We start from the raw sequence: 26,685 nt of genomic DNA on the forward strand, positions 1-26,685 counted from the left end.
GACGGGACTCCCCGTTCGCTCCATGACCTCGTGACCTGACGACCGGGCCCTGGGGCCCGGGCCGACGACAGTGGGGGGCGCCGGCCCCCCGCGGCCCCCCCCCGGGCCGGCCGCACGCAGCCGCGACGACCGGGACGGGCCGGGACACGGGGGCTCCCGTCCGCCCCGGCCGCCCCCGAGGGCCGGGAGGAGGCACGGGGGACCACGGTTCCGGTCCGGCACGAACACTCTCGCCACCACCGCCCCGGATCGGTCGGGCCACAGGTCGCGAACCGGCCCGCGCCCCCGATCGCCACCCGACTCCTATTTGGGGCGTCCCCGAAACGCGGATCGCCGGAGGCTCCCCGCCCACCGGCGGAACCGGACCTCGGCGCACCGCGTTCGTAGGGCGTACCAGCTGTTCCGCGCCCGCCCTCGCGGGAGCCCCCCGTGCGCGGCGCCCCGAAAGGAACCCCATGGTCTTCAAACGTCTGCTCGCGGTCTTCGGTGTCGGAGGACTCAGCATCGACACCGTCGTCGAGACCCCCCACACCCGCCCCGGGTCCGTCCTGGAGGGACGCGTCGAGCTGAGCGGCGGGGACGGGGAGGCCGAGATCGCGGAGATCCTCCTGGCCCTGGTCGTCAGTGTCGAGGACGGTGACGAACACGAGGGCGTGGAGTTCGCCCGCGTCCCGGTGGCCTCCGGAATCCGGTTGGCGGCCGGGGAGACCCTGTCCGTCCCCTTCACCTTCGGCGTCCCCTGGCAGACTCCGGTCACCGAGGCCGGCGGCGGGTCGCTGCCGGGCGTGCTGGTGGGCCTGCGCACCGAGGTGGTCGTCGACGGCGCGTCCGACAAGGGCGACCTGGACCGGCTGCACGTCCACCCGGTGCCCGTCCAGGAGCGCGTCCTGGAGGCACTGTCCCAGCTGGGGTTCGGGTTCAGGACCACCGGCCTGGAGGCCGGGTACCTGGCGGGGACCGCGCAGGAGTACCCGTTCTTCCAGGAGTTCGAGTTCCACCCCTCCGACCGGTACGCCCACGAGATCGGTGAGGTCGAGGTCGCCCTCGTCCCCGACCCCGAGGGCGTGTCCGCGGTGGTGGAGTTCGACCGCCGCGGCGGGATGTTCTCGGAGGGCGAGGAGGTGTACAGCGGGTTCCGCGTCGGGCACGCCGAAGCCGACCGCCTGGACTGGGCGGGGACGCTGAACTCCTGGATCGAGGAGTCGCTCCGGCGCCACCGCGAGCGGTTCGGCGGCCAGTACCACGGTGACGGCGAGCGGTACCACGGGGAAGAGGAGGAGCACGGCGGCGGCATGCTCGGCGCCGTCGGCGGAGCCGCCGTGGGTGTGGTGGGCGGTCTGGCCGCGGGTTACGTGGTGTCCGAGATCGTGGAGGGGGTCGGCGAGGACTCCGACGCGGACGAGGAGGAAGAGGAGTTCGACGAGGAGTGACCTCCCCTCGGCCGGCTCGGCCGCGCGGGCGGGGATCCCCGCCCGCGCGTCGCCGCGGACCTGCCCCCGCCAGGACCCGTGTGGCGCCCTGCTCCGTGAGGCGACCGCGCACCGGCCCGCCCACGTCGACGGCCCCGTCGAGCTCCGGCTCGGCGGGGCCGCCTTCTCGCGCCCGGTCGTGGTCCCCCGTGTCCCGGGGCCGGGGTCGGCGGAGGCCGGGGGCCGCCCGTCAGGGTCCGGGCGGTCCGCCCGCCGGGGTCGAATCCCCCGGCGACCGGCCGGGCCCGGCTACTCCTCCCCGTCCGTCGTGTCCGGGGCGAGGTAGTTCCCCACGTATCCGAGGACCCCGAACACCGCGGCGGCGGTGACCGTCGGCACGAACAGCCACGAGGAGCTGGCGGTGATCCAGTCCGGCCGCTGGGCCACCACACCGGCCAGCTGGCCGAGGACGAGCAGGCTGCCCAGGGTGAAGCAGGCGAGGAGCCCGAGCTTGAAGAGCGTGCGGACGACGGTGAACGCCCGAGACTTGACGGTGGTCATGTTCAGCCCCCCAGGACCGGTAGGAAGCCCCAACCGATGAGGCAGCCGATGAGGAAGATCGGGATCATGTAGTAGGCGATCAGCGGCAGGAACGTGCTCTCGGGCCGCGCGCCGGTCAGGCCGGCCGCCACGAAGATCGACCCGGAGGCCGGCGGGGACGCCCCCTCGGTGGAGGCGAACACGAGGATGGCCACGATCGCGAGGAGCGGGTCCACGCCCACGCCCACCAGGGTCAGGAAGGAGATCTGACCGACCGCGGTGAGCGTCGCCGTGGAGGAGAGCGGTCCGGCGACCAGGGTCACCACCAGGCCCACGACGACCACGAGCAGGAAGCGGTTGACCGGGAGTTCGGCGAGCAGGCCGTTGACGTCCTCGGCCAGCCCCAGGCGGCCGAGGATCTCACTGGCCGCGATCGCGAAGAACAGCAGCGCACCGATGGTGGCGAACTTGGGCATGGCGCCGTCGAGCAGGCCGGACCAGCCCCGCAGCGTCCTGGGCAGGCGGTCGCGTCCGGCGACGAGCGAGAAGCCGATGATCAGGATCGGGATCCAGGTCAGCAGGGAGATCTCGCCCAGTGCGTCACCGATCGGCGTGGACTCGATCAGGTAGTCGGCGACGGGGCCGATGGTGACGACGATGGGGATGAGGGCGCCGAGGAAGATCGCCAGGGCTCCCGCGCCCTCCCTCAGCGACCGGCGCAGGGGGACGAGGTCGTGTTCGTCCGCCTTGGGGACGCCGTCCCTGCGGACGAAGTACATGACCAGGACGATCCGCAGCAGGATCTGGTAGCCGCCGGCCGCGAGCAGCGCCATGTAGACCTGGCCCGTGGAGACCAGGCCGCCAGCGAACCCGACCATGATGACCATGGAGGCGCTGGGCGGCAGGGCCGCGCCCATACCCCCGTTGCCCGCCAGGACCGTCGCCGCGCGGGTGGGCGTCCATCCGGTGCGCACCATCCACGGGCCGGTGAAGGACCCGCTGGACGCGGTGTTGGCGGAATTGGACCCCGACAGGGAGCCGAAGACCGCCGACCCCGCCGTGTCGATGAACGCGGGACCGCCGCGGATGCGGCCGAACACCGAGTTGAGGATGGCGAGGATCTTCTGGATCAGCCCGGTGACGTCGATCAGGTGGGCCATGAACACGAAGGCCAGGGCCGCGTAGAGCACGTCGTGGGTGAGCGCGTCGGAGAGCCCGCCCAGCAGGTAGGCCGGGGCCTCCGCTCCGGCGAAAAGCGCCGTGGTGATCAGTCCGAGGAGCATCGCCTCGCCCATGTTCCTCTTGAACACGACGTTCCAGACGATGATCACGGTGATGAAGGCCGCGAGGGCTAGGAGTGCGGTGGGCATGGGGCGACCTTCAGGGGCGGTGCGGGCGGGTGCTGGTGGCGGCCGACGCCCGCGGGCTCCGCACCGGCGCGGGCCGGAGGGATCGCGGGGACGGCGGGGGCCGTGCGGGCCGAGGAGGCCGTGGTGGCTGCGGTGACCGTCGGAACCCCGGGGGCTCCGGGAGCGGTGGGGACCGGGTGAACCGCGGGGCGGGCGAGGGAGGCGGGCGGTCTGCCGGGGCGGCGTCTCACGCGCGTTCCCGGCGGATGGCGGCACGGCGGCGCGCCTCGTCCTCGACGACGCCCTGCGCGGCGAGCAGGGCCGCCTCGGCCTCCAGCCGCGGGACGACGAACACCCCGTCGCCGTCGGCGACGACGATGTCCCCGGTGGCGCAGACGGCGCCGCCCACCGCGATCGGCACGCCGACGTGCCCGGGACCGTCCTTGTAGGGTCCCGCCGGGGTGACGCCGGCCGCCCAGACGGGGAACCCGAGGTCGCGGAGTTCGTCGGCGTCGCGGACCGCGCCGTCGATGACCATGCCGCGGATACCCCGGTTGAGGGCGCGCTCGGCGATGAGCTCGCCCAGCAGGGCGCGCGAGGCGTCCCCACCGCCGTTGACCACCAGGACGTCGCCGGGCAGCGCCTGGGCGAGTGCCTGGTGCAGGGCCCAGTTGTCGCCCGGCCGGGTCAGGACGGTGAGGGCGCGCCCGGCGGCGCGGGCTCCGGCCCAGACCGGGCGGATGTGGGGGGCGACGAAGCCCAGGCGGTCGCGGCCGTCGCCGATGGCGGCGGTGGGGATGTCGGCGAACGCGTCGGCCAGGCGCCGCGTGTCGTCCTGGGCCCGGCGGGCCAGGGCGAGGTGGCGGTCGGCCGCACCGGTGCCGACCGGGGCGTCGACGCCCAGCTCCGCGAGGAGCCGGATGCTGTCCCGGAGTTCGGCGGCCCTGCGCCGCGCGTGCAGGCGGGTGCCCTTGTTGAGGCGGTCCAGGGAGGCCGTGCCGCCGGCGAGGGCGTCGGCGATCTGTTCGCGCATCCAGGCCTCCTCCCCCGCCGCGGCGCCGGCGTCCACGGCTTCGGTGATCAGGGCGCCGAGCCCCTTCATGAAGACGCTGCGCAGGAGCTTGCGCCGCGTGGCGTCACCGACCTCACCGCCGATGGGCTCGGCTTCGGAGTCCACGGCGGCCAGCAGGCGGACGGCGTCCGCGGAGGCGGCGCCGGACAGCAGCACCGTGACCCGGGCGCCGAACGCCATCACCGAACCGATGATCGCACCATCGACGACCTGCGCGGACGCCCCGATCACCTCCGCGACGCGGCGCTTGGTCTCCGGCGAGGAGGCGTTCAGGTCCACGTAGACGGCGTCGGCGCGCAGCGCCGGAAGGGCGGCCTCGGCGGCGGTGACCGCGTGCGCGGCGGTGGTGAGTCCGAGCACCAGGTCGGCGCCGGACACCGCTTCGGCGGTGGACGCGGCGCGCCCGGTTCCGGCAGGGGTGGGCGTAGCGCCCGGGTCGTAGCCCGAGACCTCCCACCCCGCGGCCGCGAAGGCCGTGGCGTAGGTGGCTCCGGCTTCGCCCAGCCCGAGGACGGCGACCTTCATCGTCACACCTTCTATCATTCAGTGATAGTTACTATTGCCAACTGAGAGGAAGTGTGACCTGCGACGCTTCGCGCTGTCAACCCGCCGGAAACCCGTCCGCTACCTTGGGTGCGCGGGACCAGCGGCCGAACCGCCGTGCTGGTGGGAACAACGGCCCTTCGCGAGGGCGCGGAAACACATTCGGAATCGCCATGGAAGGGCTGGGGACAGCGAGTATGGGAGCCCCCACCGGGAGCGGGAACCAGGGACGTACGCTCGACCGGGCCCTGGACGTCCTGGAGTGCCTGGAGCGTGCGCGCGGGCCGCTCCGGCTCAGCGAGATCGCCAGGGAGAGCGCGCTCCACCTGGCCACCACCCAGCGGACCGTCAACCAGCTCGTGCGGCGCGGCTACATCCAGCAGGACGGCCTGGGCTACTCGCTCGGGCCCGTGATCCTGTCCCTGGCCCACGCGTTCGTCGTCAACGACCGGCTCAGCACGGTCGCGTCACCGATCCTGACCGAGCTGTCGGCCTCGACCGGGCTGACCTCGTCGCTCTTCGTCCGCTCCGGCCGTGAGCGCATCCTCGTCGCACGCGTGGACGGCGTGAACCCCTTGCGCTACCAGTTCCCCATCGGCCGACGGGTCCCGCTCGACCTGGGCGGCGGCAAGGTGCTGCTCGCCTACGGGGAGGACCCGGAACTCGACGACTACCTCGCGGAGCGCCCCGACGTCCACCTCGCCGACGGCCGCGCGCAGACCGTGGAGGACCTCCGCGCGGAGCTCGCACGCATCAGGGAATCCGGCTACCACCTCGCGGAGTCCGAGCGCGAACTCGGGGCGCTCAGCCTGACCCGTCCGGTACCCGGCCACGACGGCGGTGCGGCGGCGGCCATCAACCTGGTGACGACCACGGAGAAGACCACCCCCGAGGAGCTCCTGGCGCTCCTGCCGGAGATCTCGCGTGCCGCGGGGGCCATCGGCGCCAGGATCTAAGTCGTGTTTTTTGCATCCTTCCGGGCTCGCGTCCGCCAGGCTTCCTCCCGCCGCGCCTCTGCGCTCGTGAAGCACGACCAGGCTGAACGTCGCACATCGTCTTGCGAGAGATCGCCCGGACGACCGCTCGCCGACCCGGAAGCCTCCTGAAAAACACTCCCCAGTACCGCTCGCCGGGGGCCGCCGTGCCGGCGCGGCGCGTCCTCACGGACAGGCGCGGAGGACACCGCGTGGCCTCCGTGACGGTGGCGGGGCGCGGTCCGCTCCTCCACGCGCGGAAGGGCCCCGGTCGCGATCGCGACCGGGGCCCGCCCCCGCACTTCGGACTGCCTACGGCACGTCTAACCGACCAGGGCCATCAGGGCCGGGACGGTCAGCACCGCGACGTAGAAGCCCATGAACTGCACACCCGTGTGCATGTTGAGGAACTTGTTCAGCAGCCCGCCCACGAGTCCCACCGTGAGCGTCACACCGACGGCCAGCAGACCGCCCTCGTACAGGCAGATCACCATGATCAGACCCGCGAAGGCGCCGATGATCGCCTCGTGGGAGACCTTGCGCATCACGAACGACGCGGCGCGGTGCGCGTAGGTCATCGCGAAGGGGTACGCCACGACCGACGCCAGCGCCACGCCCAGCAGCCCGTAGACCAGGAACTCGCTGCCCGAAAGCAGGTTGTGCAGGTTGTTCGTGGCCCCGGTCTCGGTGTCCACCGTGTACACCGGCGGCGCGTTGAACAGCGGCGCGGCCGGACCGGCGGCCATCGGCGAGAGGGGCAGGCCCAGCGCGATCAGCGGGATCAGCGTCTCCGCGATGTAGGTGGACTCGGTCGTGCCGTTGCGGACCGACATCACCGAGGTCAGCCGGTGGTAGCCGTTCTTGATGCGCGCACCGACGATCTCACCCATCAGCACGGTCATGGCCACCGGGGAGAAGACGAACGTCGCGCTGGAGACGCCGGCCGCCGCGGTGGTGTACCCCAGCTGCTTGCGGTCCAGCACCGCCAGCGGGTTGGGCACCCGGCCCTTCCAGGTCCGGGTGTCCGGGGCCAGGTCGAAGGTGCGCGGCGCCTCGCGGCGCAGCGACGCCCGCCCCGCCGGCGACAGCGACATGAACAGGTCCGCGATCAGCGGGCCGGTCGCGATGCCCAGGAAGAAGCTGATCGACAGCGAGGTCCCGCTGGTGTTCATGACGAACGCCTGGAGGCCCACGACCAGCAGCACGAACGGCACCAGCGCCAGCACCGAGGCCAGGCGGCCCTTGGAGGTGTAGGCGATGAGCACGGCCGCGGCCACGAAGATCCACGGTGCCGCTCTGCCGATGGAGTCGGCGAAGGGGCTCAGCAGCCAGGCGAACAGCACCGCGAGCGGCACCGACACGAACGCGGCGACCACACCGCCCGAGATGGCCTTGCGCAGGGCGATGTGCGGGACGCCGAGTTCGCGCAGCATCTGCGCGTCCCGGAGCATCGGTACCGCCATGGTGTCGCCGGGGATGCCCAAGAGGGTGGTGGGGATGGCGTGCGTGATGTGCTTGGCGACGATCCCCGCCATGAAGAAGGTGAACACCCCGGGCGCGGGGACGCCCAGGAGCACCACGAGCAGGGTCAGCGGGGCCACCGTGGCGGTCTCGTCCGTACCCGAGACCAGCCCGATCAGGGCGAAGACCATGGCGCCGACCAGGCCCATGCCCAGCGCCCAGGCGGCGTCGGTGAGCAGTTCGGGACTCATTCGGACACCGCCCCTCCGCGCCGCTCGTGCTGCGCACGCAGGTCCTCGTACAGCCCGAGCGCCCGGATCTCGTCCTGGACGGGCCGGGGCAGCTCGTCGGGGTCGCCCAGGGGCCCGTACTCGGCCTCGATGGCGTCCATCGCCGCGGCGCGTCCCTCGTGGGAGGTCTGCTGCTCGGTGACGACACGCTTGGGCGCGAAGAGGCGGGCGCCGACGAACCCGGCGATCAGACAGCCCGCCAGGCCCACGAGCAGGGCGTAGGAGCCGGAGAGGGCGTCGTCTGAGCCGCGGGAGAAGAAGTGGTCGGCGACCAGGTAGAGGGGCGTCGCGATGCCCACGCCCAGCGCGATCGCGCCGATCGTGTGCCTGGAGTCGACGGTGTCGCCCCAGATCTCCATGAGATTGGACATGGTCAGTTCCGTTCGATGAGGGTGGCGGACGCGCGCGGGGGGCACGACGGCCACGGGCGCTGCGCCGGGAGGGCGCGTGCGGGGGCGCCTGTGGCACGCCCGCACGGGGTCGGGTGCATCACCGGCTCCGGAGTTCGGCCAGGACGGCCTCGGCGCGGTCGTGCCGGAACGCCTTCTCCGCGATCAGGACCGCCACGACCCGGTCCACCTCGTCGGGGCCCGCACCGACGGCGATGGCGAGGTTCTTCGCGTGCAGGGACATGTGCCCCCTCTGGATGCCCTCGCCCGCCAGGGCGCGCACGGCGGCGATGTTCTGGGCGAGGCCGACGGCGGTGACGAGCTCGCCCAGTTCCTGGGCCGTGGTCACCTCGGTGACGGCGATGGCGGCGCGCGCGGCCGGGTGGGAGCGGGTCGCACCGCCGACCAGGCCGACCGGCATCGGCAGCTCCAGGGTCGCGACGACGTCCCCGTCCGCGTTCTTCTCGAACACGGACAGCGAGGAGTAGAGGCCGTCCGCGTTCACCGCGTGGGAGTGGGCTCCCGCCTCGACCGCGCGGGTGTCGTTGCCGGTGGCCAGGACCACGGCGGACACGCCGTTCATGATGCCCTTGTTGTGGGTGGCGGCCCGGTAGGGGTCGGCGGCGGCGAGCCGGTAGGCGTGGATCATGTCGTCCACGATCGCGGCCCCGCCGAGGGCCTCGGCGTCCAGGACGGCGCGGGCCCGGCTCAGCCGCAGGTCGGCCTTGTTGGTGAGGATGCGCAGCACGGCCCGGCCGCCGGCGATCTCGGCCAGGCGCGGGGCCACGGCCTCGGCCATGGTGTTGACCGCGTTGGCGCCCATGGCGTCGCGTACGTCCACGACCAGGTGCGCCACGACGTAGGTGGCGCCGGGCGCCTCCACGACGCGCACGGTCAGGTCCAGGACGCCTCCGCCCACCTCGGCGAGCTTGGGGTCCTGCGCGGCGGCGAGGGCGATCAGCTCGTCGCGGGCCTCCAGCACCCGCAGCCGGGCCCCGGCCGGGTCGACGACGTCCACGACCTGCACCTGGGCCTGCATCACGGGCCCTGTGCTGCTGGTGGTGAAGCCGCCGCGCACCCGCGCGATCCGGGCCGCGTTGCTCGCCGCCGCGACCACGGACGGCTCCTCGGTGGCCATCGGCACCAGGACGTCCCGGCCGTTGACGGTCACGTTGGTGGCGATGCCGACGGGGATGCCCATGACGCCCACGACGTTCTCGATCATGTGCTCGGCGGCCTCGACGCCCAGCCCGCCCGGCTCCAGGGCCTCGAACACGGCGGGCTCCACGCCGCTCTCCCTGGCCACGGCCTCCCGGCGCTCCTGGACGGTGAGCGTGCGGAAACCGGTCAACCTGCTGTTCTGAGCCACTGCGTACTTCCCCCGTGGAACGGGCACCGATGTGCGGTGCGTCACTGCTGTTCGGTCCATGTAAGCAGCGAACGTCACACGGAGGACATGTCCGGTTCAGACAACAGGGTCCGCGTTAACATGTCCGTTTCTCGCAGAACGCAGACGGTGCAGGCGCGCCGCGACCGCCACCCGGAACATCGGGTCGGGCGACCTCCAGTCCGGTCCGAGCAGCGCGGTCACGCGCTCCAGGCGCTGCTTGACGGTGTTGGGGTGCACGAACAGGCTGCGGGCGGCGCGCGAGACGCTGCCTCCGCCGTCGGCGTAGGCCGCGATCGTCGCCGCGAGCTCGGTGCGGTGGTGGAGGTCCCAGTCGACCACCGGGCCGATCATCCGGTCGACGAAGGCCAGCGCCCGCGCTCCGTCGGTACCGAACATCGCCAGGTAGGGCGCGTAGTCGTCGGCTTCGTAGGCCCCGTCGGCCACACCCAGCGCGGGCAGGAGGCCCGCGCACTCCCACGCCTCGGCCAGGGCCGCGCCGATGTCGGCCGGACCGGTGACCCGCGACGCCACCGCGAGCAGCGGCCCCTCCTCCCGCGTGCCCCGGCTGCGGTGCACCTGGCGGGCGGCGGCGCCCGGGTCGCCGCCCGGGACCAGCACGGCCACTCCCTCGCCCTGCGCCGCGACCAGCCACCTGCCGCTGGCGGAGGACAGCGCGCGCAGCAGCGGATGGCGCGCCTGGTCGGGGACGGGCACCACCACACCGGACCAGGGCTGGTCGAGGACGATGCCGCGCGCGGCGGCCCGGCGTTCCAGGGCGCCCATGTCGGTGGAGCCCGAGACCAGGTCCAGGGCCAGCTCGCCCCGGACGCGCTCCTCCGCGTCGGTCAGCGCCTCGCGCTGCATGGTCAGCAGGGCCACGATCTGGCCCGAGCGCTCGATGGTGCGCCGCTCCACGTCGGTGAGCGCGGCCGGGCCGACGCCCACGAGCAGCAGGCCCAGCAGTTCCGAACCGGCGATCGCGGCGGCGACGACGTCCAGGCCCTCGGCGCCGACCGGGGCGCAGTGGCCCGAGGCGCGGCTCCGCTCGGCGGCCCGGACGGCCGGCGCGACCAGCCGCCCCTGCCTCCACCACCGGCCGCCCCCGTCCGCGGTCGCGGCGACCGGACGCAGCTCCCGGTCGGCGATGGCCACGGGGCGCCCCAGCGACTCGGCCAGCGTGGCCGCCACCTCGCGGGGCCCGTGGCCGGACAGCACCAGGGCGGTCAGGCGCTCGTGCACGCGCGCGGAGGCGTTCATGGCCTCCAGGTGGCGCTCGGCGCGGGACTGGGCGTCCTCGGCCCGGTCCGCGGCGTCGGTCACCGCCGAGAACAGCCGCGCGGTGTGCAGGATGACCGCGGCGTGGTCGGCGAACGCCGAGAGCAGCGCGATCTCGTCGCTGGCGAAGGAGCGGGTGGACCGGTCCGCGGCGAAGAGGACGCCGAGGATCTCGCCGTTGGCGGCCATCGGCACGCCGAGGAGGGACCGCAGGCGCTCCTCCCCGACCGCGGCGTCGATCTCGGGGTCGTGGTCGAGGTCGTCCTCCGCGCCGTAGTCCGCCGTCCACTGGGGCGACCTGGTGTGCACGACCCTGCTGGCGATGCCCATCCCGGCGGGGACGCGCAACCTCTGGAAGCGCGGGGAGACCGTGCCCCGGCTCGCTCGGACGAACAGCTCGTCGGTGGTCTCGTCGTAGACGGAGAGGTAGGTGACGTCGGTGCTGACCAGGTCGTGGGCGCGGTCCACGAGTTTGCGGAGCAGGGCCTGCACGTCGCGGACGTCGACCAGGTCGCGCGTGCTGGCGATCAGCGCGGACAGCTCGCCGTCGCGGCGCCGCAGCCTGCCGAAACCGGCGGCCGCCCGCTGGGCGCGGACGACCACCCCGTCGTCCACGGGACCGAGGAGCGAACGCACGTCCTCGGCGGAGATCTGGTCGCCGGACTCCACTCGGGCCAGCAGGTCGACGACCGCGCGCTGGCCCCGGGAATCGAGTCGCGCGGGAGTGTCGTGCATCACGGAAGTATCGCATCTCCTCTGGTGGGAGGGCATACCGACCGCCTCCGCGCCGCGTTCCGCGCTGCCGGCGCGGAGGTGTCGCGCGCACGGGGCGCCGCCCCGCGACGAGGACGGGGCAGCCACCGTGAACGGACGCGGTCCGAAGGACCGGCGAACGGACCCGTCCCGGTCACCGGCGCGGGCACGCCTTCCGGGAGCAGCCGAGGAAGACGCGCCACTCGTCGGCCGGGAAGGACAGGAACCCCGCTTCCCGGTTCCGGGCGTCGCGCACGTCCGCCCCCCTCTCGTGCTCGCGGGCCTCCACGCAGTGGGACCCGCTCTCGGAGTAGGTGGACTTGTGCCAGGTGCTCACAGCATCTCCCGCAGGAACTCAACCGTGTGGTTCACAGGAAGTGCCATACTCAGCGCATCGCGGACCTTCCTCTCCAAGGTGGCCATTTCCGAGGGCGCCTGATGCACAAAGTTGCCGCCTCCGTGGTCCGAGGACGCAATACTTGATCCGTCACGCAACCGGTACACCTGGACCGGAGCAACCGATGCAAGGTACAGGGAGCCGTTCGGGAACACCTGAACCGCGGTCCGGCCGCGTGCCACCATGTGCAGGAGCGACTCGGCCTGCTCCTTCCTGACCGCTTCCGGCATCCATTCCAGCGCGAACTGGGGGAACACCGCGGTGATCAGCGGATTGTTCCTCCCGACCAATGCCTCGTACCGCCGAACCCGCAATTCGGACAAACGCTCGATCTCCTCCTCCGGCGCGGTCGGCCGCCCCGCCCGAAACACCTCACGCGCGTACGAATGGCACTGCACCAGGCCGGGAACCACGGACACCGTGACGGTGTCGATCGACACCGCCTCGTTCTCCAGGTCTCCCAGCGAACGCATGAACGACGGAATCTCGGACCCCGACATTTCCAGACGCCACTCCCGGAGCAGCACGCCATTGCCCCCGAGAAGCTCGCTCAACTCCCTCACCCGATCCTGCCGGGGACGCGCCTTGCCGCTCTCCCACCTGGACAGGGTCGAGGCGGCCACACCGGGCCCGAGCCTCTGAGCCAACTGCCGCTGCGTGTAGCCATTCAATTCACGCGCTTTGCGCAGAGATGTCCCGAAAATATTTGCACCCATGGAGAAAATTGAAGCACCGAAGTGCACATTCAACCATAGGGATACAGAGAAATTCCTATCACTGGTGCAACAGCCGTGCTTTCCACGATGCTGGGAACATGAACCGAACGAACCTGAACACGGACGTGTTCGCGAAGGCGGCCGAGGCCTTCAGGGAACAACGGGGGCTCGTCTTCACCATCGAGTGGCGGCGCTTCCCCTGGACGCGCCGGCCCGACGTCGACCGGGCCCTGGTCGGCCCCGCCTACCTGGGCAACGTCTCCATCGGCCTCAAGAACGGCTACAGCTGGGGATACCAGGACCGTGAGGGCACCTGGCGCTACGTCCTCCGCGACCGGCTCGACCTGCTGGTGGACTCCGTCGTCGAGGACCGTGCGGGCCACTCCCCGCCCCTCCCCCGCCGCAGTGGTCGCGGTCCGGTCGGGGAGCACCGGGGTTGACGCGGGCGACGGCGGCCGGCGGGGACCCCCGGGGGCGGTGACGGGGACGGGCGCCGCGATCTCTCACGGCGCCCGTCCCGAGGGTGTCGGAGGATCAGTCGGTCGACCGCGCCCAGTCCGACGGGGCGGGGGCGTCGGGGTTCCTCCAGCCGGGATTGCCGAAGTACCTCCGTGTCTCCGCGACGACGACGGGCGAGAGCAGGAGCACACCGATGAGGTTGGGCAGCACCATCAGCCCGTTCGCGATGTCGGAGAACCTCCACACGGCGGTCGCCTCCAGGGTCGCGCCGACGAAGACCACCAGGATGAACACCACCCGGTAGGGCACCACGGCGCGGCGCCCGGCGAGGTAGTCCATGCACCGTTCGCCGTAGTAGCTCCAGCCCAGGATCGTGCAGAAGGCGAAGAAGCACACGCCGATCGCGATGAGGTAGCCGCCGAAGGGTGCGAGCGCGGGCGAGATCTGGCCGTATCCGGCGGAGATCGCCTGCGCGGTGATCGGGGCGCCCTCCCCGGCCGCACCGCTGGCCACCGCCTCGTCCGTCCGCCACACACCGCTCGCGACGATCATGACGCCGGTGAGGGTCAGCATGACGACCGTGTCGATGAAGGTCTGGGTCATCGACACCAGGGCCTGGCGCACCGGCTGGTCGGTCCTGGCCGACGCCGCGGCGATGGCGCCGGTGCCGAGGCCCGACTCGTTGGAGAAGATGCCGCGCGCGAAGCCGTACTGGATGGCCAGGATGACACTCGAACCGACGAAGCCGCCGGCGGCGGCGGTGCCCGTGAACGCGTCGGTGACGATGGTGGCGATCGCGGCGGGGATCGCCTCGACGAAGACGATCAGCACCACGATGTTGGAGATGACGAACGCGATGCACATGAAGGGCACCACGACCGAGACGAAGCGGCCGATGGACCTGATGCCGCCGAGCGCGACCGCTCCGAGCAGCACCACCATGACGGCGCCGGTCGCCCACAACGGGACGTCCCACACCGAGCGGAGCTGGGTCGACACGGTGTTGGCCTGCGACATGTTGCCGATGCCGAAGGCCGCGACCGCCCCGAAGACGGCGAAGAGGAAGCCCAGCACGAGGCCCAGTCTCCCTCCGAGGCCGTGACGGAGGTAGAACATCGGGCCGCCGCTCATCTCTCCCTTGCCGTCGGGGCGGCGGTACTTCACCCCCAGCAGTGCCTCGCTGTACTTCGTGGCCATGCCCAGGACGCCGGTCACGAACATCCAGAACACGGCGCCGGGGCCGCCGAGCTGGATGCCGGTCGCCACGCCGGCGATGTTGCCGACGCCCACCGTCGCGGCGAGCGCCGTGTTCAGGGCCTGGAAGTGGGAGATGTCCCCGGCCCCTCCGCTCTCGCTTCTCCGGACGTAGGCCAGCCACAGGGCGTGGAACAGCGTGTGGAACTGGATGCCGGACAGGCGCACCGTCAGGTAGACCCCGCTGACCAGGAGCAGGGGGATGAGGACCCAGGGCCCCCAGATGATGTCGTTGACCAGGGTCAGCGTCTCTACCAGCGCTGAATCGTCCGCCATGCGAGGGCTCCTTCGTGAGGTCGGTCGCTGCGTGCGGGAGGAAGAGCGATGCACTGACCGATCGCCCGCGACCGGCCGTGGAGCCCACCACATCATTGCGTGACAGGGGCGTCACCACCGTTCAACGGGCGAATGTCCTCCCACATGGCCGCACCAAAGGCACACCACGATGCGGAGGCGCCCCGTTCCCGGGGTGGTAGGGAAGCTCGATCGCGGTGCCCCGGAGGATCCTCCCGCCGTCGGCCGGCGCACCTCCCGGGCCCGTCGGGTCCGCGCAGCCCGGAACCCGGCTCCCCCGCGCCGCCCGGGGCCGGAACGGCAAGGAGCCCCCGGGGCCGCGACCGGCGAAGACGGGTCTACGATCGATCCACACGCCCGGCTCCCCCGCACCCGGCAGGGCGCGAAACGGTACTGCGGGAACTCACCTGAGGAAGCACACATGGGTATCGGAGCACGCGAGATCCTGGTACTGCTTGTCATCGCGCTTCTGCTGTTCGGCGCGAAGCGGCTGCCCGACCTGGCCCGCTCGCTGGGGCGCAGCGCACGCATCCTGAAGGCCGAGATCAGGACCACCGCCGACACCGGCGAACAGCCCGGCGCGGGCACGGGGCCGGCCCGGGCCGCCGAGGACGCCGCCGCGTCCCGCCCCCGGCAGTCGCCGCCGGAGCAGCCCCGGCCGCAGGCGGTGGCGCACGCCGCCGCGTCGGCCGAGCCCCCGCTGGAGGGCACGGTCGTCAGCCACCGCCACGCGGACAGGTAGGGACCGCACCCCTCGGCTCGTCCAGGGAGTGTTTTTCAGGAGGCTTCCGGGTCGGCGAGCGGCCGTCCGGGCAATCTCTCGCAAGACGATGTGCGAGGTTCAGCCTGGTTGTGCTTCACGAGCGCAGAGGCGCAGCGAGAGGAAGCCCGGCGGACGCGAGCCCGGAAGGATGCAAAAAACACGACCGAACCTCCGGGCGGCGTGCGCGGGCGAAGGGTGCGCACACCGCCCGGAGGGGTCGGTGGGGGCAGGGCCGTGAGCCCTGCCGGTGTCGCGTCCCGCGCGACGTCACCCGAGGGGTTCCACCGGCGGGACGCGCGGGGTCAGCCGGGCGGCAGCCCCAGGTTCTCGCGGAGTGTGGCGCCGGTGTACTCCGCGCGCAGCGCGCCCCGCTCCTGGAGCAGGGGCACGACGCGGTCGACGAAGTCGTCCAGCCCGCCCGGGGTGATGTGCGGGACCAGCACGAAACCGTCGCTGGCGCGTTCGCGCACGTGCGTGACGATGTCCGCGGCCACCGACTCCGGGGTGCCCACGAAGGTCTGCCGCGCGGACACCTCCACGACCAGGTCGCGGATGCTCAGACGCTTGGCCTCGGCCAGCTCCCTCCACTCGCGCACCGTGGCCACCGGGTCGCGGACCAGCCTGGTGCGGCCCCTGGTGATGCCGGTGTCCTCGACCACCGGATCGAGGTCCGGCAGCGGCCCCTCGGGGTCGTGGTCGGACAGGTCCCGGCCCCAGACCGATTCCGCGAACCGGATGGCGGTCTGTCCGCTGACCTGCTGGTAGCGCACGTGCAGGGCCTTCTCGTCCGCCTCGGCCGCGGTGTCGCCGACCGTGTAGGTGACCCCGGGCATGATCAGCAGCGACTCCGGGTCGCGCCCGTGGGCCCGCACCCTGCGCTTCACGTCGGCGTAGAACGCCTTCCCCTCCTCGAACCCGCCGTGGCGGGAGAAGATGACGTCGGCGGAGGCCGCCGCGAAGTCGCGCCCCTGCGGGGAGTCCCCGGCCTGGATGACCACCGGCCGGCCCTGCGGCGCGCGCGGGAGGGTGGGCCGGGCCTCGATGTCGAAGAACCTGTCGTGGTACCGGGCTGTGCGGGCCCCGCCGTCCCCCTCCCCCGCCGCGTCCCAGAACCCGCGGACGGCGCGCACGAACGACGCGGCCCGCTCGTAGCGGTCGGCGTGGTCGAGGTAGCCGCCGCGCCGGAAGTTCTCCCCGGTGAACGCGTCGGAGGAGGTCACCGCGTTCCACGCGGCGCGTCCTCCGCTCAGGTGGTCCAGGCTCGCGAGCTGGCGGGCGAGCTCGTAGGGCTCGTTGTAGGTGGCGCTGAGGGTGCCCGCCAGCCCCAGGTGCTCGGTCACCGACGCCAGGGCGGCGAGGACCGTGAGCGTGTCCGGGCGCCCCACCACGTCGAGGTCGTGGATCTGCCCCTGGTGCTCGCGCAGGCGCAGCCCCTCGGCGAGGAAGAAGTAGTCGAACCGGCCCCGTTCGGCGGTGCGCGCCAGCTGCTCGAACGACGAGAAGTCGATCTGGCTCAGCGACGCGGGGTCGCTCCACACCGTCGTGTTGTTGACACCCGGGAAGTGCGCGACCAACCGCACCTGCCGGACCTCGGAGTCACTGCCGCCCATCGCGCTCTCCCTCGTCTGTCTCTGTCGTTACCGCCGCGGCGGGCTCCCCCGCAGGGGTTCCGTGCGCCCTCCCCCTGCACGGGTCCGCCTCGTCACGGGGGACCGGGATCGGGCTCACCCCGAGTTCCAGTCCCATCCCGTACCGGTGCACGACCGCCTCCTCGCACACACCCCCTCCCCCGCTCACGCGGGCGCGTAGCGGTTGGCGGGGCGGGGCAGGCCGAAGCGGGCCCTCAGGGTGTCCTCGGCGTACTCCTCGCGGAACGCCCCCGACTCGCGCAGCAGCGGGAGCACCCGCTCCGTGAACACGGGCAGGTCCGCGGTCACCGAGGCGGGCCTGACCGTGAACCCGTCCACGACCCGGCCCCACTCGAGGATCGTCTCGGCCAGCGCCCCCGGTGAACCCGTGTGGGTCAGCCCCGGCAGCACACGCGAGGGGCCGGGCCGGTCGGTGGCCAGGAAGAGGTTCACGTCGGCCAGCACCGCCACCCGGTCCGGGTCGCGCCCCGCCGCCGCCACCGCCTCGCGCACGCGGTCCCGGCTCGCGCGTGCCCCGCCCAGGGTGGACGGCGCGACGAGCACGACGTCGGCCACCGTCGCCGCCGCGTGCAGTGCCGGTTCGCCGTCGGCGCGCACCACGACCAGCGGATGCCCCTGGGGCGGGCGCGGGGTGATCGACGGTCCGCGCACGCTCCAGCCGGGCCCCTCGAAGTCCACGTAGTGCAGCCGTTCCCGGTCGACGAACCGCCCGGTGGCGGTGTCGCGGATCTCCGCGTCGTCCTGCCAGCTGTCCCACAGCCGGGAGGCCACGTCGGCGACCGCCTCGGCCTCCGCCCACAGCGCGGCGTCGTCGGCGACACCCCTGCGGCCGAAGGCCCTCGCGTCGGACTCCGTGCGCGAGACCTCCACCCGCCAGCCGGCCCGGCCCAGGCTGGCGTGGTCCAGGGAGGCCACCGCCTTGGACACGTGGAAGGGCTCGGTGTGGGTGGTGGTGACCGTGGGAACCAGGCCGATCCTGCTGGTCAGCGGGGCGACGGCGGCCAGGGTCAGTAGCGCGTCGGGCCGGTCCGCCCCGGTGAGGGAGTCGTCCAGCGTCACGAAGTCGAGGGCGGCCTCCTCCGCCAGTCGAGCGGCCGCGGCGTAGGCCGGGGCGGAGAACGGGTTCCCGACGCCGTCGACGGCGGCGCCGATGTGCAGGGGATAGGGCATGGTTCAGCTCCTGGGAAGACCGGTCGGGTTGATCTCGGACTCGGGGACAGCCTCGCCGTCAACGGCCCAGCGCTCCAGCGCCTGCTGGTACTCGCCGCCCTCGATGACCTCGTTGAGCGCGGCGTTCAGCGCCTCGACGAGGCCGTTGTCCTTGAGGGTCATCGCGGCGATCTCGGCCTTGATCTCGCCGCCGCCGGAGATGGTGCCGACGATCTCGGTCTCCCCGGCGACCTCCACGTGGTACGCGGCGCTGGGTGTGGGGCCCAGGTAGAGGTCGATGCGCCCGGACCGGAGCGCGAGGTAGTAGTCGCTGGTGTTCTCGTAGTACTGGAGGTCGAGCGGCTCCAGCCCCGCCTCCTGGTTCTGCTCGTCCCAGCGCAGGAGGATCTCCTCCTGGTTGGTCCCGGAGCCGACCGCGACCGACAGCCCCGCGACGTCCGCGGGCTCGGTGACCTCCTCGATGCCGCTGTCGACGCTGCTCTCGAAGGAAACGGTGTCCACCCGGTAGGTGGCGAAGTCGTAGAGGTCCTTGCGCTCCTCGGTGACGGTGACGTTGGAGACCGCCACGTCGAACCGGCCGCTCTCCACGGAGAGGAAGAGGTTCTCCCAGCCGGTCGCCTCGGGGACGTACTCCAGGTCCAGCACGTCGGCGATGAGCTGGGCGACGTCGGTCTCGACGCCGATGACGGTCTCGTCGTCGTCGGCGTAGAACGTCAGGGGCGGCGCTCCGCCGCTGGAATGGCCCACGTTCAGCTCCCCGGACGCGCGGACCTCCTCGGGGACGAGGTCGGCGATCTCGGGAACCGCCTCCGCGCGGATCCGGTCCTGCTCGGGGGTGAGGTTGAAGGGGCTGTCGCCGACGGCCTCCTCGGCCGACGCGCCCTCCTCGGGGTCGGCGCACGCGCTGAGGGCCAGGGCGAGAACGGCGCCGGCTGCGGCCAGGGCGACGGGGCCGCGCGTGGAGGGGGCGGTGGTCGGGGTCGGCATGGTGCTCCTCGGGGGAAGGGTCCCGTGTTCGGCGGGACCGGATGGGGGACGGGCGGCGGGGTGGGCGGGGCGCGAGGCCCCGTCCGGTCAGAGGACCTTGTCGAGGAAGGCCCGGGTGCGTTCGTGCCGGGGGGCGTCCAGGACCTGCGCGGGCGGCCCCGACTCCACGACCAGTCCCTCGTCCATGAACACGACGGTGTCGGCGACCTCGCGGGCGAACCCGATCTCGTGGGTGACGATGACCATCGTGGTCCCGCCCGCCGCGAGGTCCCGGATGACGTCGAGGACCTCTCCGACGAGCTCGGGGTCGAGGGCGCTGGTGGGTTCGTCGAAGAGCAGGACCTTGGGGCGCAGGGCCAGCGCGCGGGCGATCGCGACCCTCTGCTGCTGGCCGCCGGAGAGCCGCCGCGGGTGGACGTCCGCCTTGTCGGCCAGCCCCACCCGGTCCAGCAGGGCGCGTGCCTCCGCCTCCACCTCCGCGGCGGGGCGGCGGAACGCGAACCGGGGTGCCTCCACGACGTTCTCCAGCACGGTCAGGTGGGGGAACAGGTGGAAGTTCTGGAACACGAAGCCGATGGCCCGGCGCTGGCGCAGGATCTGCCGTTCCTTGAGTTCGTGGAGGACGCCGCGGCCCCGGCGGTAGCCGATCAGCTCGCCGTCGACCGCGACGTGGCCGCGGTCCGCGCGTTCGAGGTGGTTGACGCAGCGCAGCAGGGTGCTCTTGCCGGAGCCGGAGGGGCCGAGGACGGCGGTGACGTGCCCGGCCTCGACGGTCAGGTCGACCCCGCGCAGCACCTCCAGGGCGCCGAAGCTCTTGTGCACCCCCCGCACCTCCACCATGGGCGTGCTCACGTGGTTCCTCCTCGCGGCGAGCGGCGCTGCGCCCGGGACAGAACCGTGCCCGCCGTGGAGCGGAGCCGTTGCAGGGGTGTGGGCGGCAGCACCCGCACGGCCCCCTTGGAGTAGTGGCGCTCGACGTAGAACTGGACGACGGACAGCAGGGTGGTCAGGATGATGTACCAGAGCGTCGCGACCATGAGCATGGGCACCACGTCACCGGTCCGGTTGTAGATGACCTGGACCCGGTAGAAGAGTTCGCCCAGCGCCATGACGTACACGACGGAGGTGCCCTTGAAGAGGCCGATCACCTCGTTGCCCGCGGTCGGCATGATGGTGCGCATGGCCTGGGGGAGGACGATCCGGCGGACCTGGCGCCACCAGGGGAGGCCGAGCGCGGCGGCGGCCTCGCGCTGGCCCTGGTCGACGGAGAGCACGCCCGAGCGGACGATCTCCGCCGCGTAGGCGGCCTGGTGCAGGGCCAGCCCCAGGACCGCGGCGGTCATGGGGCTGATGAGCTCCATGGTGGGGTAGCTGACGAACGCCGGCCCGAACGGGATCCCGAAGGACAGCCGGTCGTAGAGGATCGCCAGGTTGTACCAGAACAGCAACTGGACGATGAGGGGGATCGACCGGAACGCCCACACGTACACCCAGGCCGCACCGGCCAGCAGCGGGCTCTGGGAGAGGCGCATGAGGGCGAGGACGACGCCGAGCGCGAAGCCGATGACGGTGCCGTAGAGCGTGAGCCGGACGGTGAGCCAGAGGGCGTTGATGATCGACTCGGCGAACATGTACTCGGCGACGACACCCCACTTCCACGCCGGGTTGGTGATCAGCATGTTGAGGAACATCGCGACCAGGACCGCGACGACGGCCCCGGCCGCCCAGCGCAGGGGGTGGAGGGCCGGCCGGACGGGGAGTCCCGCCAGGTCGGCGAGGTCGTCGCCGCTGTCCGTGGGCGGCGCCGCCTCGGTGGTGGCCGGGGCTCTCACCGCGTCCACCCCGCCCCGCCCCGGAGGAGGCCCGTGCAGGGGTCGAGGGGGTTGCCGGCGGGTGTGCCGGGGTGGCGCGGCGCCGTGCCGGGGAGGGCGGTCCCTGCCGTACCCTCCGGTGCCCGGTCCGTCCGCGCGGCCTCGGCGAGCGCGGTCCGCTGCGCGGCCGTGCCCGCGGTCCCGGGAGTCGGGTGCCGGGTCCCGCGCCCGGCCGGGGCCCGGTGGGCGGGGGCGTCCGTGGCCGGGCCCCAGGGGCGCTCCGGGAACGGGGGCAGGTCCTTGTCGAAGGCCAGGGGCCCGATGGTCTCGGGGTCGGCGGTGACGTCGAAGCCGGGCGTGTACCCGGCCGCGAGGTAGAGGCCGCGGGCCTCGGGCTGGCGCGGCCCGGTGGTGAGGTGGACGCGCCCGTACCCGGCGGTGACGGCGGCCCGTTCCAGGGCATCCAGGACCAGGCGCGCGTAGCCGCGGCGCCTGTGGGCCGATCCGGTCCACATGCGCTTGATCTCGGCGGTCCGCTCGTCGTAGCGCCGGAAGGCGCCCCCGGCGACGGGTCGCCCTCCCAGGAGCAGCAGCAGGAGCAACCCGTGCGGCGGTGCGAAGTCGGAGGCGGGGAAACGGGTCATCTCGTCCCCGGCCGAGGACCCGTAGCGTGCGGTGTACTCGCGGCGCAGTTCGTCGACCAGGGGCGCGGCAAGGGGGTCGTCGATGCGCGCGGCCCGGATGACGGGAGTCTCCGGTGGCGCGGGCTGGCGTGGACCCATGGGCGACCTCGCTCTCGCTGTCGTGCGGCCCGTGGGGGACGGGTCCGGGCCGCCCCCGAATTCTCTTTCCCACAAAACCCATATGTCAAGTAGGAAAAGTAGGCATCACGCGGACGGGCGGGCGGGACCGAGCCTCGGGGACGACGCCGTCGCCCCGGCCGCAGCCACCGCCCGCGACGACGGGGGCGGGCGGTGACGCCGGCGGGAGGACTACCTCCCGGCGGCGCCGGCCGAGATCCGGTCGAGCCATTCGCGCAGGAGAGCGGACTCCGCGCCGGTGAGCACGCCCGGGGCCTCGGGCAGCAGGGCGGCCAGGCGCAGGGCGGCGGCGCCCGCGTCCGGCCCGCCCGGTTCGGCCGCCGCCGCACCGGGGTCCTCGGTGAGCAGGTCGCGGAAGAGGGCGTCGCGCACGCGGTGGGACAGACCGGGATCGGTGTAGACGTCGGGCTGGCTGACCAGGTTCAGGGCGACGCCGACGTTGGCCGACATGACGGCCTGGGCGGCGCGGCGCGGCTCGACCCTCAGGCGCCCGACCGCCGCACAGCGGGCGAGGGCCTGCTCCAGCAGGGAGAACGCCTCCTTCGACGCGCTCGGCATCTCCGCCAGGTGAGGGGAGAACATCAGCCGGTAGACGGCCGGATGGGCGAGCGCGAATCCGGTGTGCGTGTCCCACCCGCTGCGCAGGTCGGCGACGGGGTCCTCCGAGCGCCCCGCGGAGCGCTTGGCGCCGAGGTAGCGCTCGAACCCGTAGTCCACGAGGGCGCTGAGCAGCCCGTTCTTGTCCCCGAAGAGCCGGTAGAGGACGGGGGCGCCCACGCCTGCGGCCTCGCACACCGCCCGGGTCGCGATGTCCCGGTCGGGTGACTCGTCGAGCAGGCGTTCGGCCGCCTCCAGCATCTTCGTGCGCGTGTCCACGTGCCGAGGATAGCCACTGCTCCCACCGAGACGGCGCCCACAGATAGCAAAGTTACGTTTGTCACGTATCGTCGATACGATCTTGCCGTTATCGTCGATAACAGATCTACCGGAACATCGATACGCACCAGGAGCGCCATGGACACCCGGAACACCCCCAGGATCGCCGTCGTCACCGGGGCCTCCGGCGGCATCGGACGCGCCGTCGCCGAACGCCTCGCCCGCGACGGGATGTCCGTCGTCGTGCACTACGCGGGCAACGCCGCCCGCGCCGAGGAGACCGTCGCCTCCATCGCCGCCGGGGGCGGGCGGGCCGTCGCGGCCCGGGCCGACGTCGCCGACGCCGCACAGGTGGAGGCGCTCTTCGACACGGCCGAGGAGGCCTTCGGCGGAGTGGACGTGGTCGTGCACACCGCCGGGGTTCTCCGGCTCGCCCGGGTCGCCGACCAGGACCTGGACGCCCTCGACGACCTGCTGCGCACCAACGTGCGGGGCACGTTCGCGGTCGCCCAGCAGGCCGCGCGCCGGGTCCGCGACGGAGGCGCGGTCATCACCTTCTCCACCTCGGTCGTCAAGCTCGCCTTCCCCGGCTACGCGGGGTACGCGGCGAGCAAGGCCGCCGTGGACGCGCTCACCCCGATCCTCGCCCGCGAGCTGCGCGGTCGCGACGTCACGGTCAACTCCGTCGCGCCCGGCCCCACCGCCACGCCGCTGTTCCTGGAGGGCAAGGACCAGGAGACCGTCGACCGGCTCGCCGCCCAGCCCCCGCTGGAGCGCCTGGGCCTCCCGGAGGACATCGCCGAGTCGGTCGCCTTCCTCGCCGGCCCCGGGCGCTGGATCAACGGCCAGACCGTCTACGCCAACGGCGGCATCGCCTGACCCCGCCGCGCAGGCCCCGTCGGCCCCTCCGTCGCACGGGGCCCCGGCGGGTCCCGCGGTGTGGCGGCGGCGCCGGACCGGCAGCCTCCGACGGAACAGCGCACACCACCATGCTTCCCCCAGAAGACCCGGATTTGGTGAAATCGCCTTAAACGTGCGCCAATTCGCCCGTGGGTCATTCCTCGTCGCACCCCCGGGTGTTTCGCTGACGGTGACACTTCAGCACCGTGAGCGACGAAGGGGGCTCCATGGCGGAGGCAACCGAGGACGGCCCGCGCACGGAACCGCGTGAACACCTGAGCAACTGGGTTCCGCTGGGCGTGGCCGCCGCCGCGGTCGCCGTCCTCGTCGGGGGCTGGCCGCTGGTCAACACGCTCGTGCCCGGCTCCGAGTCCGTGCCCTCCGGCGAGCCCGTACCCGTCGGAGCCGGAGGGGACTACCGGGCGTCGCTGACCTTCCCCCAGGACGGCTGGCTCCTGGACACCGGCTCCAGCCAGGCCGGACAGACCTACCGCTTCGACCGCGGCCCCGTACAGCTGACGCTCAACTCCGTCACCCCCGTGACCGAACCGCCCCCCACCCCGGAGGAGCTGTGGGAGGGCATGAGGAGGATCGCCCGCGCGGGCGAGTCGTCGGCACGGCTGAGCGACCCGGAGTCGATCTCGACCGAGGAGGGGGCCGAGGGCCTGACCGGCACCCTCAAGAGCGACTCGCAGCAGGGCGCGGCGGTGGTCTACCCCTCCCCCGACGGCCGCTTCGCCGTGGAGATGACGCTCGCCGGGCAGGACGCGACGACGGCCGACCTCGCCGCGGTCGCCGACGTCGTCCGGTCGGTCACGTTCACCAAGGAGGGAGCCGCATGAGCCCGGAATCCGACGACCCGCGCATCCCGGCCACGACCGACCGGGGAGCGGTGCCCTCCCCGCGCCCCTCCCCCCAGGACCCGCCGGGGCCGCGGCGCGTCCCCCCGCCACGGCGCGGCGGAGGACTGCGCACACGCGAACAGCGGCTTCCCGCGCTGGTCTCGCTCGTCCTCATCACGGTGCTGTGCCTGGCGGGGCTGCTGCACCTGGTGCTGCAGCTCGCGCTCCCGGCCCGGGTGTTCTTCCCCGAGGCGCTCCTGAGCGTGATCCTCGGCGCGGCGACCCTGGTCCTCGGGTTCTGGGTGCTGCGCCGCATCCGCCCCGTGCGGGAGCCCGACGCGGACGCGTCCCTGGTCGCGGTGGCCTGGGGCCTGTTCGTGGCGACCAGCGCCGGTGTCATCGCCAACGCCGGCCTGGGCTCGGTCTGGGCCAAGGGCCTGGGGCTGGACCTCGCGGGCGTCTGGGGCGCCGCCCTGACCGCCCCGCTCAACGAGGAGCTGCTCAAGCTGGCGGGGATCGTGCTCGTCGCGGTGGCCTTCCCGTCCGCCGTGCGCGGCCCCGTGGACGGGTTCGCGATCGGTTCCCTGGTCGGCCTGGGGTTCGAGGTGACGGAGAACTTCATCTACTCGATCAACATGGTGCTCATGGCCGGCGGTACCGGCGGCCTCGTGCCGGTGGTGCAGACGACCGTCCTCCGCGTGGGGCTGACCGGGCTGGGCTCGCACTGGGCCCTGTCGGCCGTCGCGGGCACCGCCGTGGGCCTGCTGGCCGCCGTGGCCTGGAGGCCCCGGGCCCGCAGGGCGGTCGGCGCCGCCCTGCTGGTGGCGCTCTCGATGGTGCTCCACTGGTTCCTGGACGCCCCCGTGTTCTCCGACCTCCTCGGCATCCTGTTCAAGGTCGCCGTGATCTTCGCGACGACGATGGCCGTGTACTTCACCGCGCGCCACGCCTACCGGCGCCGGGTGCGCAAAGCGCTGGCGGCCGAGGCGGAGGGGCTCGGCGTGCGCAGGTCGGCGGCCTCGGCCCTGGCCACGAGGCACGGTCGGCGCCGCGAACTGCGCAGGGTCGCCCTGCCGGAGCGGCCCGCCGTGGCGGCCAGGCAGGACCAGATGGTGGAGATCGCCGAGGACCGGGCGGTACGGTACGCCCTCTGACACGCGGGCGCGACGACCGCCGGACGCCCCGGCCACGGGTACCCCGCCCGCGGCCGGGACGTCCGCGCGTGCGCCGTCGCGAGGAGGGACCGGCCGCGGCCGGCGGGTTCCGGGACGCGAACCGCGTCCCGGGACTCACTCGGGCCGGGTCCGGGTGCTCCCCCTTGGAACACCCGGACCTGACTTGAACAGACTATAGCCAGACGGGGCTGTGCACGCCAGGTACGCCACCCGTCGGGCAGGCGCGTCGCGGGCGGCGGGACCGTCCCGACGGCGGCGGAAGGAGGGGCGGTCAGGCCCCCGGCCGGGTCCAGCGCTGGAGCAGGGTGCCCCCGGACTCGATCAGCACCCGGGGCACGAGCGGTCGGTCCGCCACCGCGCCCACGGCGACGCGCCGCTCCACCCCGCCGGCCAGCAGCGGCACGACCGTCAGGCACAGCTCGTCCAGGAGACCCGCGGCGGCCACGTCGGCGAGCAGGCTCGGACCCCCCTCGCACAGCACACGCGGCAGCCCGCGCCCGGCCAGGGCCCCGACTGCGGCGGGCAGGTCCACGGAGTCACCGCCCACGACCAGCACGCGGTCGGCGCCCAGGGCGTCCCGGGCCCGGTCCAGCGCCTCCTCGCCCGCCGCCGCGCAGGTCACCATCAGCACACCGCCACGGCCGCCGTCGGCGGCCCCGTCCTCCGGGGCCGCGGCGAGCAGCGGCGGCACCGCGGCCGTCCGGCTGACCACGGCCAGTTCCGGGTGGGCGGCACGACCCTCCGCGACCGCGAGCGCAGCCCGGTTCCCTGTACGCGGGCCCGGGCGCCCGTAGCCCTCGGCGCGCGCGGTTCCCGCGCCGACCAGCACGACGTCGGCCAGATCGCGCAACAGCGTGTAGACCACCAGGTCGGCAGGGGTGTTGATGGTCCCCGTCCGCCCGTCGTTCCCTGCCGCCGCCCCGTCGAGGGTCGCGACCATGTTCGCGCGCACCCAGGGACGGCCCGCCGCGTCGGGATAGGCGTAGAGCCCCTCCAGTGCGGCCTCGTCCAGGAGTTCACCGGGAGAGGCGCCCCCGGGGAGGACGTCGTTCAACAGCAGGCGCACGGCCGCACCCCCTCAGGAGCGGACCCCGCGGGCCCCCTCCTCCGCCACGTGTTCCGGGGG

Annotated in this window: 25 protein-coding genes; 7 read left to right on the forward strand and 18 right to left on the reverse strand. The window is 73.1% G+C overall.

Going from position 1 to position 26,685, the window contains the following annotated elements; genetic code table 11:
* Positions 1-455: 455 nt before the first annotated feature.
* Positions 456-1,430 (forward strand): sporulation protein, encoded by a 975-nt coding sequence (locus Q8791_RS28085; protein ID WP_330094849.1) that lies wholly within the window; start codon positions 456-458, stop codon positions 1,428-1,430.
* Positions 1,431-1,718: 288 nt separating this feature from the next.
* Here Q8791_RS28085 and Q8791_RS28090 read toward each other — a convergent pair whose 3' ends face one another.
* The 3 genes from Q8791_RS28090 to Q8791_RS28100 all read right to left on the reverse strand — a co-directional run bounded on the left by Q8791_RS28090 (position 1,719) and on the right by Q8791_RS28100 (position 4,913).
* Positions 1,719-1,970: a hypothetical protein gene (locus Q8791_RS28090; protein ID WP_330094850.1), complete on the reverse strand. Its 252-nt coding sequence runs from the start codon at positions 1,968-1,970 to the stop codon at positions 1,719-1,721.
* A gap of 2 nt (positions 1,971-1,972) precedes the next feature.
* Positions 1,973-3,319, reverse strand: coding sequence for a TRAP transporter large permease subunit (locus Q8791_RS28095; protein WP_330094851.1), 1,347 nt, complete (start codon positions 3,317-3,319; stop codon positions 1,973-1,975).
* A 226-nt stretch (positions 3,320-3,545) separates the two neighbouring features.
* Positions 3,546-4,913, reverse strand: coding sequence for an RraA family protein (locus Q8791_RS28100; RefSeq protein ID WP_330094852.1), 1,368 nt, complete (start codon positions 4,911-4,913; stop codon positions 3,546-3,548).
* A 197-nt stretch (positions 4,914-5,110) separates the two neighbouring features.
* On the opposite strand from Q8791_RS28100, the gene Q8791_RS28105 reads away from it, so the two are divergent.
* Positions 5,111-5,869 carry an IclR family transcriptional regulator gene (locus Q8791_RS28105; RefSeq protein WP_330094853.1) on the forward strand — a complete coding sequence of 253 codons (759 nt, stop codon included), beginning with the start codon at positions 5,111-5,113 and terminating at the stop codon, positions 5,867-5,869.
* Positions 5,870-6,210: 341 nt separating this feature from the next.
* On the opposite strand, the gene Q8791_RS28110 is transcribed toward Q8791_RS28105, so the two are convergent.
* The 6 genes from Q8791_RS28110 to Q8791_RS28135 form a co-directional block, all read right to left on the reverse strand.
* Positions 6,211-7,599, reverse strand: coding sequence for a tripartite tricarboxylate transporter permease (locus tag Q8791_RS28110; protein WP_330094854.1), 1,389 nt, complete (start codon positions 7,597-7,599; stop codon positions 6,211-6,213).
* The gene (locus tag Q8791_RS28115) at positions 7,596-8,009 is read right to left on the reverse strand and encodes a hypothetical protein (RefSeq protein WP_330094855.1); all 414 of its coding nucleotides are present in this window, start codon (positions 8,007-8,009) and stop codon (positions 7,596-7,598) included. The genes Q8791_RS28110 and Q8791_RS28115 overlap by 4 nt, the downstream gene beginning before the upstream one ends.
* Positions 8,010-8,127: 118 nt before the next feature.
* Positions 8,128-9,396: a hydroxymethylglutaryl-CoA reductase, degradative gene (locus Q8791_RS28120; RefSeq protein ID WP_330094856.1), complete on the reverse strand. Its 1,269-nt coding sequence runs from the start codon at positions 9,394-9,396 to the stop codon at positions 8,128-8,130.
* A 96-nt stretch (positions 9,397-9,492) separates the two neighbouring features.
* Positions 9,493-11,427: a helix-turn-helix domain-containing protein gene (locus Q8791_RS28125; RefSeq protein ID WP_330094857.1), complete on the reverse strand. Its 1,935-nt coding sequence runs from the start codon at positions 11,425-11,427 to the stop codon at positions 9,493-9,495.
* Positions 11,428-11,599: 172 nt separating this feature from the next.
* Positions 11,600-11,782 carry a DUF397 domain-containing protein gene (locus tag Q8791_RS28130; protein WP_330094858.1) on the reverse strand — a complete coding sequence of 61 codons (183 nt, stop codon included), beginning with the start codon at positions 11,780-11,782 and terminating at the stop codon, positions 11,600-11,602.
* Entirely contained in the window at positions 11,779-12,585 is an 807-nt protein-coding gene (locus Q8791_RS28135; RefSeq protein WP_330094892.1) for a helix-turn-helix domain-containing protein, read from the reverse strand. The genes Q8791_RS28130 and Q8791_RS28135 overlap by 4 nt, the downstream gene beginning before the upstream one ends.
* 71 nt (positions 12,586-12,656) lie before the next feature.
* Here Q8791_RS28135 and Q8791_RS28140 point away from each other — a divergent pair, with 71 nt between their 5' ends.
* Positions 12,657-12,998: a hypothetical protein gene (locus tag Q8791_RS28140; RefSeq protein WP_330094859.1), complete on the forward strand. Its 342-nt coding sequence runs from the start codon at positions 12,657-12,659 to the stop codon at positions 12,996-12,998.
* Positions 12,999-13,092: 94 nt separating this feature from the next.
* Here Q8791_RS28140 and Q8791_RS28145 read toward each other — a convergent pair whose 3' ends face one another.
* Positions 13,093-14,547, reverse strand: coding sequence for an alanine/glycine:cation symporter family protein (locus Q8791_RS28145; protein ID WP_330094860.1), 1,455 nt, complete (start codon positions 14,545-14,547; stop codon positions 13,093-13,095).
* A gap of 439 nt (positions 14,548-14,986) precedes the next feature.
* Here Q8791_RS28145 and Q8791_RS28150 point away from each other — a divergent pair, with 439 nt between their 5' ends.
* Positions 14,987-15,307 (forward strand): twin-arginine translocase TatA/TatE family subunit, encoded by a 321-nt coding sequence (locus tag Q8791_RS28150; protein ID WP_330094861.1) that lies wholly within the window; start codon positions 14,987-14,989, stop codon positions 15,305-15,307.
* Between the two features lie 323 nt (positions 15,308-15,630).
* Here Q8791_RS28150 and Q8791_RS28155 read toward each other — a convergent pair whose 3' ends face one another.
* The 7 genes from Q8791_RS28155 to Q8791_RS28185 form a co-directional block, all read right to left on the reverse strand.
* Positions 15,631-16,938 carry an NtaA/DmoA family FMN-dependent monooxygenase gene (locus Q8791_RS28155; protein ID WP_330094862.1) on the reverse strand — a complete coding sequence of 436 codons (1,308 nt, stop codon included), beginning with the start codon at positions 16,936-16,938 and terminating at the stop codon, positions 15,631-15,633.
* Between the two features lie 183 nt (positions 16,939-17,121).
* Complete coding sequence (locus Q8791_RS28160) at positions 17,122-18,147, reverse strand: LLM class flavin-dependent oxidoreductase (protein WP_330094863.1); 1,026 nt, start codon at positions 18,145-18,147, stop codon at positions 17,122-17,124.
* Between the two features lie 3 nt (positions 18,148-18,150).
* Positions 18,151-19,134 (reverse strand): ABC transporter substrate-binding protein, encoded by a 984-nt coding sequence (locus tag Q8791_RS28165; RefSeq protein ID WP_330094864.1) that lies wholly within the window; start codon positions 19,132-19,134, stop codon positions 18,151-18,153.
* Between the two features lie 87 nt (positions 19,135-19,221).
* A complete protein-coding gene (locus tag Q8791_RS28170; protein ID WP_330094893.1) occupies positions 19,222-19,974 on the reverse strand; it encodes an amino acid ABC transporter ATP-binding protein in 753 nt (250 codons plus the stop codon).
* 8 nt (positions 19,975-19,982) lie between these two features.
* The gene (locus Q8791_RS28175) at positions 19,983-20,966 is read right to left on the reverse strand and encodes an amino acid ABC transporter permease (RefSeq protein ID WP_330094865.1); all 984 of its coding nucleotides are present in this window, start codon (positions 20,964-20,966) and stop codon (positions 19,983-19,985) included.
* Positions 20,963-21,727 carry a GNAT family N-acetyltransferase gene (locus Q8791_RS28180; RefSeq protein WP_330094866.1) on the reverse strand — a complete coding sequence of 255 codons (765 nt, stop codon included), beginning with the start codon at positions 21,725-21,727 and terminating at the stop codon, positions 20,963-20,965. The genes Q8791_RS28175 and Q8791_RS28180 overlap by 4 nt, the downstream gene beginning before the upstream one ends.
* A 210-nt stretch (positions 21,728-21,937) precedes the next feature.
* On the reverse strand, positions 21,938-22,642 hold the full coding sequence (locus tag Q8791_RS28185; protein ID WP_330094867.1) for a TetR/AcrR family transcriptional regulator: 705 nt from the start codon (positions 22,640-22,642) through the stop codon (positions 21,938-21,940).
* A 138-nt stretch (positions 22,643-22,780) separates the two neighbouring features.
* On the opposite strand from Q8791_RS28185, the gene Q8791_RS28190 reads away from it, so the two are divergent.
* The 3 genes from Q8791_RS28190 (at position 22,781) to Q8791_RS28200 (ending at position 25,538) form a co-directional block, all read left to right on the forward strand.
* The gene (locus Q8791_RS28190; RefSeq protein ID WP_330094868.1) at positions 22,781-23,521 is read left to right on the forward strand and encodes an SDR family oxidoreductase; all 741 of its coding nucleotides are present in this window, start codon (positions 22,781-22,783) and stop codon (positions 23,519-23,521) included.
* Positions 23,522-23,769: 248 nt separating this feature from the next.
* Positions 23,770-24,384, forward strand: coding sequence for a hypothetical protein (locus Q8791_RS28195; RefSeq protein WP_330094869.1), 615 nt, complete (start codon positions 23,770-23,772; stop codon positions 24,382-24,384).
* Positions 24,381-25,538, forward strand: coding sequence for a PrsW family intramembrane metalloprotease (locus Q8791_RS28200; protein WP_330094870.1), 1,158 nt, complete (start codon positions 24,381-24,383; stop codon positions 25,536-25,538). The genes Q8791_RS28195 and Q8791_RS28200 overlap by 4 nt, the downstream gene beginning before the upstream one ends.
* A 292-nt stretch (positions 25,539-25,830) precedes the next feature.
* Here Q8791_RS28200 and Q8791_RS28205 read toward each other — a convergent pair whose 3' ends face one another.
* On the reverse strand, positions 25,831-26,625 hold the full coding sequence (locus Q8791_RS28205; RefSeq protein ID WP_330094871.1) for a dihydrofolate reductase family protein: 795 nt from the start codon (positions 26,623-26,625) through the stop codon (positions 25,831-25,833).
* Between the last annotated feature and the right edge of the window lie 60 nt (positions 26,626-26,685).

The sequence above is a fragment of the Nocardiopsis codii genome, from assembly GCF_036327455.1.
Taxonomy (GTDB): Bacteria; Actinomycetota; Actinomycetes; order Streptosporangiales; family Streptosporangiaceae; genus Nocardiopsis; species Nocardiopsis codii.